This is a genomic window from Micromonospora parva (genome assembly GCF_000718515.1).
Classification (GTDB): Bacteria; Actinomycetota; Actinomycetes; order Mycobacteriales; family Micromonosporaceae; genus Micromonospora; species Micromonospora parva.
Map to the genome: position 1 here is coordinate 98,379 of NZ_JNZS01000011.1, position 14,961 is coordinate 113,339.

Here is a 14,961-nt window from a genome sequence, read left to right on the forward strand (position 1 = left end):
ACGCGGCCCGCCCGAATCGTCGAACGGCAGGTGGCCGGGAGGTGACGAGAGGCTGACCGGCCGGTCGGTATTGACGACTACCGTCTGATGGCAAGCTGACGCGCGGAGTGACGGTGTGGGGTGGAGGGCTGACTGTCCATGGAGGAACATCCGGAACTGATGCCGCTGTTGACGGTCGCGGGTGGGCCGATGCGCGGCGCGAGTTTTCGTATGCGAGCCGAGATACAGGTGATCGGCCGAGCGCCGAGCGGCCAGGTGGTCATCAACGACCCGCACCTGAGCCGTCGCCACGCCGAGGTGTGGCTGGCGCCGGAAGGGCCGTCCCTGCGGGACCTCGGCTCGACAAACGGCACCTGGCTCAACGACCGGCGGATCACCGAGGTGGAACGACTCTCCGACGGTGACGTGATCCGGCTGGGCCGTACCGAACTGCGCCTGTTCGACCCCGGGGTGGCGCTCACCGACCCGGTGGGGCTCAGCTTCGGCCCGTCCCGGCGCGACGTCCGGCCGACAGTGCCGCTGCCCCTGGCCACACCGCCGGGTACCCGCCGCTGACCGCCTGGCGGTCAGCCACACCGGGCTGCCGCGCTGGATGGCGGTCCGACACCTGGACCGGCGCGAACACCCGTGGCAGCATGCCGCGGATGGAAACCGAGCAGCGGATCGTGACGGCGAACGGCATCACCCAGGCGGTACGGGTGGCCGGTCCGCCGGACGGCGCGCCGGTGCTGCTGATCCACGGCAACTGCTCGTCCGCGCTGTTCTGGGAGCCGCTGGTCCGCCGGCTGCCATCGACGCTACGGGTGGTCGCCCCCGACCTGCGGGGGTACGGCGACTCCGCGACCGCTCCGGTGGACGCCACCCGGGGCCTGCGGGACTTCGCCGACGACGTCGCCGCCCTGCTGGCCGACCCCACGCTCTTCGCCGCCGACGCGCGCCCGGTGGTGGTCGGGCACTCCCTCGGCGGCGGGGTGGCGATGAGCCTGCTGGTCGACCACCCGCACCGGGTGGGGGCGTTGCTGCTCGCCGCGCCGGTCTCCCCGTACGGCTTCGGCGGCACCCGCGACCTGACCGGCACGCCGACCACCCCCGACTTCGCCGGCACCGGCGCGGGCACCGCGAACCGGGATTTCGTGGCCCGACTCGCCGCCCGTGACCGGAGCGCCGACGCGCCGGCCAGCCCGCGCGCCGTCCTGCGAAGCACCTATGTGGCCGATCCCGCCTCGCTCGGCGCGGACGAGGAACTGCTGCTGGACACCGTGCTCTCCACAGCGACCGGGGACGACAACTACCCGGGCACGGCAGTGTCGTCGGAGAACTGGCCGGGCACCGCGCCGGGGGAGCGCGGCGTGCTCAACGCGCTCGCGCCGACCTGGTTCCGGCTCGCCGACGACCTGGTGGCCGTCGCCGAGAAACCGCCGGTCACCTGGGTACGCGGCGACGCCGACGTCATCGTCTCGGACACCTCGCTGTTCGACCTGGCGTACCTCGGGTCGCTGGACCTGGTGCCCGGCTGGCCCGGCGCGGACGCCTGCCCGCCGCAGCCGATGGTCGGCCAGACCCGGGCGGTGCTCGACCGGTACGCGGCGGCCGGCGGGGCGTACCACGAGGTGGTGCTGCCCGCCTGCGGACACAGCCCGCACCTGGAGCGCCCGGCGGAGTTCGTCGCCGAGTTGTTGGCCCTGACCAGCGGGTCGACCGCCTGACCGACGGCCCGACGGTCGGCCGGAAAGCAGCGCCGTGCCGTGGGTGAAATATGCCACGGCGTCTCGACAACTCACCGTCACGTGGCAGACTCGCGCGCATAACCTTAGCGGCCGTTCAGTGGTCGTGCGGAGTCTCTGGGGAGGCGGGTCGTGGCGCGCGAGTTCAGCACCGTAGGCGTGGTCGGGCTGGGCACCATGGGTGCCGGCATCGTCGAGGTCTTCGCCCGCAACGGCATCGACGTGGTGGCCGTGGAGATCTCCGCACCCGCCCTGGAACGCGGCCGGGCCACCCTGAAGGGCTCCACCGACCGGGCGGTCGCCAAGGGCAAGCTCGCCGAGGCGGACCGCGACGCCCTGCACGAGCGGGTGCACTTCGCGGTCGGGCTGGACGCGCTGCACTCCGTCGACCTGGTCATCGAGGCGGTGCCCGAGCACCTGGACCTCAAGCAGCGGATCTTCGCGGAGCTGGACCGGGTCTGCCGCCCCGACACGATCCTCGCCACCAACACCTCGTCGCTGAGCGTCACCGAGATCTCGGTGGCCACCAGCCGACCCAACCAGGTCATCGGCATCCACTTCTTCAACCCGGCCCCGGTGATGAAGCTGGTCGAGGTGGTCCGCACCGTCGTCACCGCGCCCGAGGTGGTCGCCGACGTGGAGGCGCTCTGCGCCCGGCTCGGCAAGGTCGACGTCACCATCAACGACCGGGCCGGCTTCATCGCCAACGCGCTGCTCTTCGGCTACCTCAACCACGCCGTCGGCATGTTCGAGTCGCACTACGCGACCCGGGAGGACATCGACGCCGCGATGAAGCTCGGCTGCGGCCTGCCGATGGGCCCGCTGGCGCTGATGGACCTCATCGGTCTGGACACCGCGTACGAGATCCTCGACACCATGTACCGGCGCGGCGGGCGGGACCGCCGGCACGCCCCGGTGCCGCTGCTCAAGCAGATGGTGACGGCGGGACTGCTCGGCCGGAAGTCCGGCCGGGGCTTCTACACCTACGAGCGGCCCGGCTCCCCGGTGGTCGTACCGGATGAGGCGACGCCGCTGGCCACGGAGTCGGCGCTCGCCGACGGGGCTCGCGCCATCGCGAAGGTGGGCGTGGTGGGTTCCGGGACGATGGCCACCGGGATCATCGATGTGTTCGCGAAGGCCGGCTACGAGGTCGTCTCGGTCACCCGCGGCGCGGAGAAGTCCGCGAAGGTCTGTGAGGCGGTGAAGACCTCGCTGAACAAGGGCGTGGTGCGCGGCAAGCTCGCCGAGGCCGACCGGGACGCCGCGCTGGGCCGGATCAGCTGGTCCGCCACGCTCGACCACCTCGCCGACGTCGACCTGGTGGTCGAGGCGGTCGTCGAGGAGTTGAGCGTCAAGAAGGCCCTCTTCGCCAGCCTCGACGAGATCTGCAAGCCGGGCGTCGTGCTGGCCACCACCACCTCGTCGCTGCCGGTGATCGACGTGGCGATGGCCACCCAGCGGCCGGCCGACGTGGTGGGGCTGCACTTCTTCAATCCGGCGCCGGTCATGCCGCTGGTCGAGGTCGTCCGCACCATCCGCACCTCCCCGGAGGCCACCGCCACCGCCCGCGCCGTCTGCGCCGCCCTCGGCAAGACCGGCGTGGTCTGCGGCGACCGGTCCGGGTTCATCGTCAACGCGCTGCTCTTCCCGTACCTGAACGACGCGGTGAAGATGCTGGAGGCCAGCTACTCCACGGCCGACGACATCGACCACGCCATGAAGCTGGGCTGCGGCTACCCGATGGGCCCGTTCGAGCTGCTGGACGTGGTGGGGCTGGACGTCTCGCTGGCCATCCAGCGCGAGCTGTACCTGGAACTGCGCGAGCCGGGCTTCGCGCCCGCGCCGCTGCTGGAGCACCTGGTCACCGCCGGCTATCTGGGCCGCAAGACCCGCCGCGGCTTCCGCGACCACTCACACCGCTGACCGGGTCAACGCCCGTGGGCGCTGGGCGCGTCTGCAGGGTGTGACCTTCGAGGAGTACGTCAGCAGCCGGGGTCCGGCGCTGGTCCGGCTCGCCCGGCTGCTGACCGGTGACGAGCACCGGGCCGAGGACCTTGCCCAGGACGTGCTGTCCCAGGCGTACGTGCAGTGGCGCCGGATCGCCCGTGCCGACCGTCCGGACGTGTACGTGCGCCGGATGCTGGTCAACGCCAACATCTCCTGGTGGAGGCGACGGTCCAGCCGGGAACTGGTCGTCGACACCTTCGCCGAGCGGGCGCACCGGGGCGACCTGGGCGGCGAAGCGGCCGACCGGGACGAGATGTGGCGGCTGATCCTGGGCCTGCCCGACCGTCAGCGGGCGGTCCTGGTGCTGCGCTACTACGAGGACCTCGACGACGCGACGATCGCGCAGATCCTGAACTGCTCGCCGGTCACCGTCCGTACCCACGCGATGCGGGCGCTCGCCAACCTCCGGGAGCGCTGCGGTGCCCCGGCCAGCAACGGGAGCCGACCGTGACAGACCTCGACGAGCGGATCATCTCCACCCTGCGGAAGCACGCCGAGGGTCAGGTGGACATCAGCCGGTTGACCAGCGGGGCGGTTGCCCGGGGCCGGGCCCGGCGGATGCGGCGACGGGCCGCGGTGGGCGGGACGGCGCTCGGCGTGGTGACCGTGCTCGGCCTCGGCGTGGCGGGCGGCGGTGGGCTGCCCGTGCGGGTGCCGTGGACGGGGGCGAAACCGGCAGACCAGGCGGCCACGCCGGCGGCGGCCCCCGGGGTGCCGGGGGCACTCACCCGGCCTGATCTGGTCGGAAAGGACCCCGGTCTGCTGCACTTCGGCGTCGACCCGGCTCACGCCCGCTACCTGAGCTGGCGGTCGGCGGCCGGCCTGGAGAGCGCCCAACTGGATCTCGGCGGTGCGGCGCCGGTCAGTTTCTCCCTCGCCCGCAGCGCCGCCGTCGCCGAGGAGGTCCACCTGGAGGGCGACAGGTACGTCCCGCAACCGGCGGACCCGCCCTACGACGGTCAGTTGAATCGGTTCTCCCTGGACGTGGCCGACAGTGACCCGATCTGGGTGCTGCGGTGGCAGCCGGTGCCCGGCCTCTTCGCCCGCCTGCGCACGGTGGCGCCCACCGACGCGGCGCTGCAGGCGGCCAGGAGCGCGCTGCGGCTGGATGTGGCGCACCGGTGCAGCGCCCCGATGCGGCTCGCCGCGATGCCGGCCGGGGCGTGGAGTGCCGGATGCGAGGTCACCGTGGCCAACCTCCCGGCCGCGCTGGACGTCTCGCTGGTCGTCAACGGGAGCGGGTTCCGCTCGATGGAGGTGCGGCTCCGATCCCCGCACAGCATCGTCGGTGACCGCCCGGAACCCAACGCGACGGCGGCCGGGCGGCCGGCCTACGTCGACCCGCAGGGCGAGACGATGGAGTTGCTCGACGTCCCGAAGGCCCAAGTCACCGCCGGTTGGGGCCGGCCGAACGAGGGTTTCACCGAGGAGGACGCGGCGACGGTGCTGGGCGGGGTGCAGGTCGCCGAGCACCTGGACCGACCCACGACCTGGTGACCGCCCCGGGCGGCCGCACCCGCCGGACGTACGCTTGGTGACTGTGAGCCCCCGTCGCAATCGCCCTCGCCGGGACGAGAACGCCAACCTGGACGCCGACCGGGTCCGGCAGGGCGTCGCCTCGGTGCAGCAATGGACCGACGGCGCCTGGCAGGTACGCGGCATCGGCGCCGGCGCGTCGGTCAAGACGTACCGTTGCCCCGGTTGTGACCAGGAGATCCGACCCGGGGTGGCGCACCTGGTGGCCTGGCCGGCGGACGGCCTGGGTGACCTGACCGACCGGCGGCACTGGCACAGCGGCTGCTGGCGGGCCCGGGACCGGCGCGGCCCGGCGGTGCAGCGCGGCCGGGGCACCCCGCGCTACTGAGCTGGCGGGCCCGGGGCCGGCGCGGCCCGGCGGTGCAGCGCGGCCCGGCGGTGCAGCGCGGCCCGGCGGTGCAGCGCGGCCCGGCGGTGCAGCGCGGCCGGGGCACCCCGCGCTACTGAGCTGGCCCACCGGGAGGCCTCGCGCGTGCGGCCCGAGCGACCTGGGTCACCCTCTTCTCGCCTGGGCGGGCGGCGGCGGCGACTTCGCGACAGACTTGGGCGGTGAGCACAGCGATCCGCGCGTCGTCGATCCTGCCCGGCCGCCGGGAGGACATCGAGCTGCACACCGCCGACGGTCTGCGGCTGGTCGGTGAGCTGGCCCTGCCGGCCGACCGGCCGCCGGTGGCCACCCTGGTCTGCCTGCACCCGCTGCCCACCCACGGCGGAATGATGGACAGCCACGTGTTCCGCAAGGCGGCCTGGCGGCTGCCCGCGCTGGCCGACCTGGCGGTGCTGCGGTTCAACACCCGGGGCACCAGCAGCGTGCGCGGCACCAGCGAGGGAGCCTTCGACGGCGCGGTGGGCGAGCGGTACGACGTGGCCGCCGCCATCGAGTACGCGGAGTTCGCCGAACTGCCCAACATCTGGCTCGTCGGCTGGTCGTTCGGCACCGACCTGGCGCTGAAGTACGGCTGCGACCCGGCGATCGCCGGGGCGATCCTGCTCTCCCCGCCGCTGCGCTTCTCCGCCCCGGAGGACCTGGCCACCTGGGCCAGTTCGGGTCGGCCGCTGGTGGCGCTGGTGCCGGAGTTCGACGACTACCTGCGCCCCACCGAGGCGGGGGAGCGGTTCGCCGCCGTGCCGCAGGCCGAGGTGGTCGGGGTCCCGGGTGCCAAGCACCTCTGGGTGGGCGACGCGGAGACGGTCCTCGATGAGATCGTCCGGCGGGTCAACCCGGCCGTCGAGGTGCCGCTGCCGACCACCTGGGACGGCCCGATGGAGGCCGGCGACGTCAGCGCGTACGCCGACCGTACGGTGGCTGCCTTCGCCGACACGCCCGTCCCCGGCCCGGCCGCCGGTCAGGCCGACTGACCCGGACGTCTCCCGGTCCCGGTCCCGGTCCCGGTCCCGGTCCCGGTCCCGGTCCCGGTCCCGGTCCCGGTCCCGGTCCCGCGCATCCTCGCGTGGCCGCACCGAGATCGTGCTCGATCCTGGTTGTAGTGGCATCAGAAGATGGCGAGGCCACTACTTCCGGGATCGAGCACGATCTCGGCGGGGCGGCGCGGGCCGGCGCGGGACCTGGGCGGCGTGGGACCTGGGCGGCGCGGGACGGGGCGGTGCGGGCAGCGCGGGGCGCGGCGGGCTGGCGCGGGGTGCGACCTCAGCGGCGTTGCTGGCGGGGCAGCACCACCTCGCGCAGGATCAGTTGCAGGGCGGCCACCGTGGGGATGGCGATCAGCGCGCCCACCACGCCCAGCAGTGACACCCCGAGCAGCGCGGCCAGCAGGGCGGCCACCTCGTTGACCTCCACCGAGCGCCGCATCACCTTCGGGTAGATGAGGTAGTTCTCCACCTGCTGGTAGATGAGGAAGAAGACCGCGCAGGCGATGCCGGTGGGCAGGTCGGCGGCGAAGCCGACCAGGCTCACGATCACCGCGCCGAGGGTGGCGCCGATCTGCGGGATCAGGTCGGTCACCGCGACGACCACGGCCAGCGCGAACGGGTACGGCAGGTCGACGATCAGCGCGAAGACGAAGGTGGTCGCGCCGGCCAGCACCGCGATGCTCAGCGCGCCGACCATGTAGGAGCCGACCTTTGCCAAAATTTCGTCACCGATCAGCTGCACCCGTTCCCGGCGCGACCGGGGCACCAACGAGTAGCCCAGCGAGCGCAACCGGTCGAAATAGGCCAGGAAGTAGATCGTCAGCACCAGCACGGTCAGCGTCCGGAACACCGTGCCGAAGATCAGTTGTGCGCCGCCCAGCACCCCGCCGAGCGCCCGCCCGACCGTCTGGGCGTTGGCGGCGTTCTGCACCCGCTCCACCACGTCGTACCGCTCCACCAGGTCATTGACCGTCGGGTTGCGGCGCAGCTCGTCGAGCAGGCTCGGGATCTGATCGATGAACTGCCCCGACTGGGTGACGATCGGCGGGACCAGCGCCACCACGCCGCCGCAGAGCAGCAACACCACTGTCAACGCCACCGCGGCCACCGCCAGGCCGTGCGGCACACCCCAGCGGCCCAGCCGGACCACCGCCGGGTTGAGACCGACAGCGAGGAAGAGCGCGATCACCACCAGCACCAGGATGCCGCCGGCATTGCGAATCCCCAGATAGAGGGTGTACGCCAGCAGCACGCCCAGCGCGCCGGTGAAACCGATCAGGAAACTGCTGCGGCGCAGTGGCCGCCCCGGCGTGCCGAACTTTCCGGACGGGACCGCGGGCGGCTCGTCCGGGTCGATCCCCGGGGCGGGAACCGGCACCGGCGGTGGCGTCTGCACCGGCTGCGGACTTGCCGCCCGCTGTGCTTGCGCTGCCTGCGGAGTTTCCGCTGGGTGCGGTGTTTCCGCCGGCTCGGGTGTTTGCGCCGGCTGCGGTGTTTGCGCTGGCGGGGGACCGGCGGTCACGTCCGGGTCGTCGCCAGCCGGGTCGTGCTGTGGCACCAGGGACCTCCCGGCTCAGGCCGTCGGACGACGGGCGACGACCACGAACGCCCGCCACGCGGCAGGCGCGAACACCAGCACCGGGCCGGTCAGGTCCATGAGGTCACGACTTCCTTTATCAGTTCGATCGACTGGCGGCGGGACAACCGCACCGTTTCTGATCATCTCCCCACGCGCCAGCAGCGTAGCCACCTCATGGTCGCCATCGACCACGCGACCGTCAATCCGGTGTGCCCCATGTGCCCCACCCAACCATCGTCAGCGCCCCCGGCCGGATTGAACGGTCCGGAAAGGCCGACGACACCCCGGACGTCGACCAGGCTCGTAGATCTTGGACAGTTTCCGTCACGTCCTGACGGAAACTGTCCAAGATCTGGTGGTGAGGCGGCGTCCCGGCGGTGAAGGCTGTTCGGATGCTGCCCGCCGACGACGCCGACGCCCTCGACTGGCTCGCCTTCGAGCAGGCGGGCGTGCTGACCACCGCGCAGGTCGCCGGGCTGCTCAGCGAGGGGGCGGTGCGGGGCCGGATTCGCACCGGCCGATGGCGGTCGATCTGCCGGGGGATCCTGCTGACCGGCAACGGCCGCCTGACCCGTGACCAGCAACTGTGGGTTGCGGTGCTGGCCGCCGGACCGGGCGCGATGCTGGCCGGGGTGACCGCAGCCGCCGAGGCCGGGGTACGGGGGCTGCGCCGCGAACCACTGCACGTGCTGGTGCCGGCCGCTCGCCGTGCGGCGCGGACCACACTGCGTCGCCTGCCGATCGACATGCCAGCGGTGCTGGTGCATCGCACGACGGTGCTGCCCGAATCACACCGTCAACTCGCCCGCCCGCCGCGTACCACGACGGCGCGGGCCCTGGTGGACGCGGCAGGCTGGGCGGCCGGCATGGACGAGGCGCAGGCGGTGCTGGCCGCCGGTTGCCAGCAACGCCGGGTGATGCCCGAGGAGTTGCGGGCGGTGCTCGACGTGCTGCCCCGGGCGCCGCGCCGGCACCTGATCGGGCAGACGGTCGGCGACATCGCGGGCGGCGCACAGGCGCTCTCCGAGATCGATTTTCTGCGGCTGTGCCGCCGGCACCGGCTGCCCGCACCCGATCTCCAGGAACACCGGGTTGACGCGGCCGGCCGCAACCGCTGGCTGGACGCGTACTGGCGGAAGTGGCGGGTGCAGGTGGAGGTCGACGGGGCGCACCACATGGACGCCAGGCAGTGGGCGGCGGACATGCGTCGGCAGAACGACGTCTGGACCAGCGGCGACCGGATCCTGCGCTTCCCGGCCTGGCTGGTCCGTGCCCGCCCGGACGAGGTCGCCGACACCGTCCGCCGCGCTCTCGTAGCGGCCGGCTGGACCCCCACCCCACCGCTGCGTCACCCAACGGCAAAGTGAATCTTGGACACTTTCCGTCAACACCTGACGGAAAGTGTCCAAGATCTCGAAGCCTGGATGGGGCGGTCAGTCCTTGTCGAGGGTGACCTTGCTGGGCTTGGCGCTGCGCTCGTCGGTGGTCGGCTTACTGGGTCGCTTGCCGTTCTCGCCGGTGCTAGTGATCTTGGTGGGCTTGGCGCCCCGGCCACCCTCGCCCGGAACGGCGGCCACTGTCGGCTCCCCGTCCACCCCGGCGCTCGCCGTCCCACCGTCCAGGGTGGTCACCGGCTCGGCCACCGGCCGCGTCGTGGGCTGCCCCGACTCGTCCGTACTCGCGTTCACCGGCTGCCGGGTGTCGGCGGGCTCTGCCTTCAGCCCGGTGCCCGTACCCGACTCGCCCGGACCCGACCGGGCGCCGGTGCCGGCGGAAACGCTCACGCCGTCGTCCCCACCACCGGACAGGTCCGCGCTCGCGTCGGACGCCGCGTCCGGTGCGGTCGGGCCGTCGATCGGGCCGGCGACACTCTGCAACCGCAGCTCGGACATCTGACGCTGGAGCTCGTCGGACTCCTGCCGGGCCTTCCAGGTCTCCTGCCGCAGATCCGCGAGCTGCTGCTGGGCCTGGGCGATCTCCAGCATCACCTGGGCCAACTGCTGCCGGCCCGCCGCCGCCTCCTGCTGCGTCGCCGCCAGGTGCTGCTGGGTGGTGGCCAGGTGCTGCTGCGTGGTGGCCGCGTACTCCTCGAACTGCCGCCGGGACGCCGCGACATGCTCGTCGGCCTTGCGGCGCTTGTCGCCGGCCTCGGTCTCGGCCCGGCTCAGCAGCTCGGTGGCCTCCGCCTCGGACCGCTGGCGCAGCGCCGCCGCGTCCTGCTCGGCCGCCTGACGGATGCCGGCCGCACCCTGTTCGATCTCGTTCTTGCGGGCGGTGTACGCGGTCTCCAGCTCGTTCTTGCGGGTGGAGTACTCCGTCTCCAACTCGTCGCGGCGGGTGGTGAGGTCGCGCTCCAGCTCCTGCTGACGGCTGGTGAACGCGGCTTCCAGCTCCTGCTGGCGTGCCGCGTGCTGCTTGTCCAACTCGTCGCGGCGCTTGGCGAACTCCTGGTCGGCCGCGGACCGTCGCTGCGCCAGCTCCCGGTCGGCCGCCTCCCGACGGGAGTTGACCTCCTGTTCCACCCCGGCCCGCCACGCGCCCAGTTCCTGCTGGGTCTGCGCCCGGGTCTGCTGCACGTACGCCTCGGTCTCGGTGCGCATCCGCTGCACGTACGCCTCGGTCTCGGCGCGGCTGCGCTTCGCCGACTCGGTGGCCTGCGTCGTCAGCCGCTCGGCCTCCTGCTGCGCCTTGGCGCGGGTGGCCCGCCCGGCCATCGACGCGTCGTCGATGATCTGCTTGGCCTCCTGCTGCGCCTTGGCGTGGGTGGCCCGCCCGGCCTCGGTCGCGGTGTCGGTGAGCCGTTTGGCCTCCTGGAGGGCCTTGGCATGCACCTCCTTGGCCGCATCGCGCAGATCGCTGGCCTCCTGCCGGGCGTTGGCCAGCGTCTCGCGGGCCGTCTCGCGCAGCTTGGTGGCTTCCTGCTGGGCCCGGGTGTGGATCTCCTTGGCGGAATCCCGCAGCTGGGTGGCCTCCTGCTGGGCCTTCGCCAGCGCGTCCTGCGCCGCCTTGCGCAACTGCGCCGACTCGTCCTTGGCCGACCGCAGGGTTTCCTCCGCCTCGGCCCGCCGGGCGGCGCTGTGCCGCTCCTCCTCCGCGCGTCGGGCGGCGAGAGCGATCTCGAAGTCCTTCAGCGCCCGCGCGGCCTGCTCGCGGGCCTCCTCGATGATGTGCTCGGCGGCGGCGCGGCGGGCATCGAGCTCCCCATTGGCGTCGGCGAGGATCTGCTCGGCCTGCTCCTCGGCGAGAGTGAGGATCGACTCGACCCGCGGGCCGAGATGGCGGAACGACGCCCGGTCGACCACGTTCATCTGCTTGCGCACCTGGGTCAGGTCACGCTGCAGAACCTCGACCTGGCCGGCGAGCTTGTGGATCTGTGTGTACGCCTGTTCCCGTTCGGAGGCGAGGGTCGCTATCTCGTGCTCAGCACGCGCGACATAACGGTCGACCTGTTTCTTCTCGTACCCCCGCAGAGCGGACTCGAAGCTGGGCTCCGTCGTCACGTCCCCGCCAAGGGCGAACAGTTCCTCGCCGTGCGACATGCCCCCATCCTCACACGCAACGGGCCCTGCTGGGGCGATACGGACGGGCCTTGTGGGAGCTACTTCACTCCGTCGCGGCTGACGGATACCACGGGTAGGGAAACGCATACGGCGCGAGGTGGCACCGGTTACCCGGTGTCACCTCGCGCCGTCGATGCCCCGACCTGACGCCTCGCGTCAGCCGGCGGTCTCCGCGGGCACCCGCTCCTGACCGTCGTCGTTCTTCTTGGCGTCCGGCTTGGCAGCCGGAGCGGCCTGCGCCGGCATTCCCGGAACGATGCCGGCGAGCCCGGAGAGCATCTGACCCAGCTGAGAGGTGACAGCGTCCTTCTGCCGGGTGAGGTCCTCGACCTCGCGGCGGGCGGCCTGCGTGGTCAGCTCCGCCTCGGTGCGAGCCTCGGTGAGCAGACGCTGCGACTCGGCCTTCGCCTCGTTGAGGGTCTTCTCCGAGTGGGCCTTGGCCTTGTCGATCGTCTCGGCGGCGTTGCGCTCCGACTCGATCCGCCGCGCCTCGGCGCGCTGCTCGATCTCCTTGGCCCGCTCCTGCGCGGCCCGGGCCCGCTGCTCGGCCTCGCTGACCATCTTCTGGGTCTGCGCGACCTGGGCGGCGTGGCGCTCGGACTCCTCGCGTTCGGCCTTCTCCCGCCGCTCGGCCAGCTGAAGCTCCAGGGCCTGCAGGTCCTTGTCGCGCTTGTCCCGCGCGTCGGTGAGCAGCTTGGTCGCCTCGGCGCGCTTCTCCTCAGCTTCGCGGGCGGCCTTCGCCCGCTGCTGGGTGATCTCCCGCTCGGCGGTGGCCCGCAGGGTCGCGACCTCCCGCTCGACAGTCGACTTCAGCTCGGCCACCTCGTGCGCGGTGACGGTACGCAGCTGCTTGGTCTCACGGTCGGCGTCGGCGCGCAGCGTGTCAGCCTCGCGGCGGGCCTGCACCCGGACCTCGGCGGCCTCACGCTCGGCGGCCGTGCGCAGGTTGCCCGCCTCGCGCTCGGCGCTCGCCTTCATGGCAGCGGCCTCGGCGCGGGCCTTGTCGGTGATCTCGCGGGCCTCGAGGCGGGCGGCGGAGAGGATGCCCTCCGACTCGCGCTTGGCCTCGTTGCGGTGGTCGTTGGCCTGCTCCTCGGCGAGCCGCAGGATCTGCTCGACGCGGGTGCCGAGCCCGGAGAGGGTGGGCCGGCTGTTCTCTTCGAGCTGCTTGTTCGTGTCGGTGAGCTTCTGCTCCAGCGCACTCATGCGCTGCTCGGCCTGGCGGAGCCGACGCTGGGCGTCGTTCATCCGCTGCTCGGCCTCGGCACGGGCCTGCTCGGACTGGGTCAGCGCGGCGGTCATCCGGCCGAGGAAGTCGTCGACCTGATGAGTGTTGTATCCGCGCAGGCCAACGGTGAAATCTGGCTGCGAGTTCGCGTTATCGAAGAACGCGAGAGGGGAGGACTGCTGCTGGGGCATTGGGACATACTGGCAGACGCCCCAGGGTGCTTCGCAAGAGCGGTGGGAAGCTTTCGTGCCCTCTTTACATGGTCAACTCCTGGTGTCGACGAGGTCGGACCAATCGGCGATCTTGGCAGGTCCCGGCCTGTCGGACGCCACGCAGCGTGACGCGGAAAAGGGCCCCGGGGTTACCCCGAGGCCCTTTGTTCGATCCGGGTGGGTTATCCGCTAATGAGGGCGGAAGAACAATGAGCGATCATCGCAATGGTCATCCCGCGTTCCCCCGTCCGGCCGGTCAGTGACCGCGGAACCGGTTGATCGCGTCCTCGTGCCGGGCCCGCAGCTCCCCGTCGCGTACGCCCAGCCCGTCGGCGGGCGCGAGGCAGCGCACGCCGACCTTGCCCTGGTGGGCGTTGCGGTGCACCTCGTACGCGGCCTGGCCGGTCTGCTCCAACGGGTAGGTGCGGGACACCGTCGGGTGCACCTTGCCGAGCGCCACCAGGCGGTTGGCCTGCCACGCCTCGTGGTAGTTGGCGAAGTGGCTGCCGACGATCCGCTTGAGGTGCATCCACAGGTAGCGGTTGTCGTACTGGTGCTGGAAGCCGCTCGTGGAGGCGCAGGTGACGATGGTCCCACCGCGTCGGGCCACGTAGACGCTGGCGCCGAACGTCTCCCGTCCCGGGTGCTCGAACACGATGTCCGGGTCCTCGCCGCCGGTCAGCTCGCGGATCCGCTCGCCGAAGCGCCGCCACTCGTCCGGGTCCTGGGTCTCCTCGTCCTTCCAGAAGCGGAAGCCCTCAGCGGCCCGGTCGATGACGAGATCCGCGCCCATCCGGCGGCACAGCTCGGCCTTCTCCGGTGAGGACACCACGCAGACCGGGATCGCGCCGCCGTTGAGCGCCATCTGCGTGGCGTACCCGCCGAGGCCGCCGGAGGCGCCCCAGATCAGCACCACGTCGCCCTGTTTCATGTTGGCGCCGTGGTGCGAGACGAGCTGCCGGTACGCGGTGGAGTTGACCAGCCCGGGGCTGGCCGCCTCCTCCCAGCTCAGGTGCCGTGGCTTGGGCATCAGCTGGTTGGCCTTGACGATGGCCAGCTCGGCGAGCCCGCCGAAGTTGGTCTCGAAGCCCCAGATCCGCTGCTGCGGGTCGAGCATGGTGTCGTCGTGGCCGGCCGCGTCCTCCAGCTCGACGGAGAGGCAGTGCGCGACCACCTCGTCGCCGGGCGCCCAGCGGGTCACCCCGGGGCCGGTGCGCAGCACCACGCCGGCCGCGTCCGAGCCGACCACGTGGTACGGCAGGTCGTGCCGGCGGGTCAGCTCGGAGACCCGGCCGTAGCGCTCCAGGAACCTGAAGGTGGACACCGGCTCGAAGATGCTTGTCCACACCGTGTTGTAGTTGATCGCGCTGGCCATCACCGCGATCAGCGCCTCACCCGGCGCCAGCTGCGGTGTCGGCACCTCCTGCACGTGCAGTGCCTTGCGCGGGTCCTTGTCCCGGGTGGCCATGCCGTCGAACATCCGGGCTTCCTCGGCGCGGACGACCACGCCCCGGTAGCTCTCCGGTACGGGCAGTCCGGCGACGCCGGCGAGTTCGCGGTCCGGATCGTTCGATTCCTCCGCCGCCATGATCGCTTCGAGGATGTCCTGCACGGTGACCTCCGGTTCGTCCGCACCCGCACGGGCCCGGGTGCTGCCATCGTCGGCGCCGGTGGGCACGACCGCCATGTCGGCATTCGACACATCCGGCACCGGTCGCGCTCCTGTGGGGCCGGACGTTACTGA

12 protein-coding genes are annotated in these 14,961 nt (G+C 72.1%); 8 read left to right on the forward strand and 4 right to left on the reverse strand.

Features of this window, described 5'->3' with window-relative positions:
* Positions 1-138: 138 nt before the first annotated feature.
* The 7 genes from IF22_RS0117325 to IF22_RS0117355 all read left to right on the forward strand — a co-directional run bounded on the left by IF22_RS0117325 (position 139) and on the right by IF22_RS0117355 (position 6,626).
* Entirely contained in the window at positions 139-555 is a 417-nt protein-coding gene (locus tag IF22_RS0117325; RefSeq protein WP_030333209.1) for an FHA domain-containing protein, read from the forward strand.
* An 80-nt stretch (positions 556-635) separates the two neighbouring features.
* Positions 636-1,706 carry an alpha/beta hydrolase gene (locus IF22_RS0117330; protein WP_209444570.1) on the forward strand — a complete coding sequence of 357 codons (1,071 nt, stop codon included), beginning with the start codon at positions 636-638 and terminating at the stop codon, positions 1,704-1,706.
* Between the two features lie 150 nt (positions 1,707-1,856).
* Positions 1,857-3,647, forward strand: a complete 1,791-nt coding sequence (locus tag IF22_RS0117335) for a 3-hydroxyacyl-CoA dehydrogenase family protein (RefSeq protein ID WP_030333213.1) — start codon at positions 1,857-1,859, stop codon at positions 3,645-3,647.
* 40 nt (positions 3,648-3,687) lie between these two features.
* Entirely contained in the window at positions 3,688-4,182 is a 495-nt protein-coding gene (locus IF22_RS0117340; RefSeq protein WP_030333215.1) for a SigE family RNA polymerase sigma factor, read from the forward strand.
* A complete protein-coding gene (locus IF22_RS0117345; RefSeq protein ID WP_030333219.1) occupies positions 4,179-5,228 on the forward strand; it encodes a hypothetical protein in 1,050 nt (349 codons plus the stop codon). The genes IF22_RS0117340 and IF22_RS0117345 overlap by 4 nt, the downstream gene beginning before the upstream one ends.
* A 43-nt stretch (positions 5,229-5,271) precedes the next feature.
* Complete coding sequence (locus tag IF22_RS0117350; protein WP_244236068.1) at positions 5,272-5,595, forward strand: hypothetical protein; 324 nt, start codon at positions 5,272-5,274, stop codon at positions 5,593-5,595.
* Positions 5,596-5,816: 221 nt separating this feature from the next.
* Complete coding sequence (locus tag IF22_RS0117355) at positions 5,817-6,626, forward strand: alpha/beta hydrolase (protein ID WP_030333223.1); 810 nt, start codon at positions 5,817-5,819, stop codon at positions 6,624-6,626.
* A gap of 289 nt (positions 6,627-6,915) precedes the next feature.
* Here the strand turns inward: IF22_RS0117355 and IF22_RS0117365 are convergent, their stop codons facing one another.
* Complete coding sequence (locus tag IF22_RS0117365) at positions 6,916-7,995, reverse strand: AI-2E family transporter (protein ID WP_030333225.1); 1,080 nt, start codon at positions 7,993-7,995, stop codon at positions 6,916-6,918.
* 614 nt (positions 7,996-8,609) lie between these two features.
* Between IF22_RS0117365 and IF22_RS0117375 the strand changes: the two genes are divergently transcribed.
* The gene (locus IF22_RS0117375) at positions 8,610-9,584 is read left to right on the forward strand and encodes an endonuclease domain-containing protein (RefSeq protein ID WP_036411705.1); all 975 of its coding nucleotides are present in this window, start codon (positions 8,610-8,612) and stop codon (positions 9,582-9,584) included.
* Positions 9,585-9,650: 66 nt separating this feature from the next.
* Here IF22_RS0117375 and IF22_RS0117380 read toward each other — a convergent pair whose 3' ends face one another.
* The 3 genes from IF22_RS0117380 to ccrA all read right to left on the reverse strand — a co-directional run bounded on the left by IF22_RS0117380 (position 9,651) and on the right by ccrA (position 14,829).
* Positions 9,651-11,756, reverse strand: coding sequence for a coiled-coil domain-containing protein (locus tag IF22_RS0117380; RefSeq protein WP_030333229.1), 2,106 nt, complete (start codon positions 11,754-11,756; stop codon positions 9,651-9,653).
* A 177-nt stretch (positions 11,757-11,933) separates the two neighbouring features.
* Positions 11,934-13,196, reverse strand: coding sequence for a DivIVA domain-containing protein (locus tag IF22_RS0117385; protein ID WP_030333231.1), 1,263 nt, complete (start codon positions 13,194-13,196; stop codon positions 11,934-11,936).
* Between the two features lie 277 nt (positions 13,197-13,473).
* Positions 13,474-14,829 carry a crotonyl-CoA carboxylase/reductase gene (ccrA, locus tag IF22_RS0117390; RefSeq protein ID WP_030333233.1) on the reverse strand — a complete coding sequence of 452 codons (1,356 nt, stop codon included), beginning with the start codon at positions 14,827-14,829 and terminating at the stop codon, positions 13,474-13,476.
* Between the last annotated feature and the right edge of the window lie 132 nt (positions 14,830-14,961).

Bases quoted from the DNA above. Each gene is read 5' to 3' on its own strand.
- IF22_RS0117325 (WP_030333209.1), top strand. From the start codon at position 139: ATGGAGGAACATCCGGAACTGATGCCGCTGTTGACGGTCGCGGGTGGG.
- IF22_RS0117330 (WP_209444570.1), top strand. From the start codon at position 636: ATGCCGCGGATGGAAACCGAGCAGCGGATCGTGACGGCGAACGGCATC.
- IF22_RS0117375 (WP_036411705.1), top strand. From the start codon at position 8,610: ATGCTGCCCGCCGACGACGCCGACGCCCTCGACTGGCTCGCCTTCGAG.
- IF22_RS0117380 (WP_030333229.1), bottom strand. From the start codon at position 11,756: ATGTCGCACGGCGAGGAACTGTTCGCCCTTGGCGGGGACGTGACGACG.
- IF22_RS0117385 (WP_030333231.1), bottom strand. From the start codon at position 13,196: ATGCCCCAGCAGCAGTCCTCCCCTCTCGCGTTCTTCGATAACGCGAAC.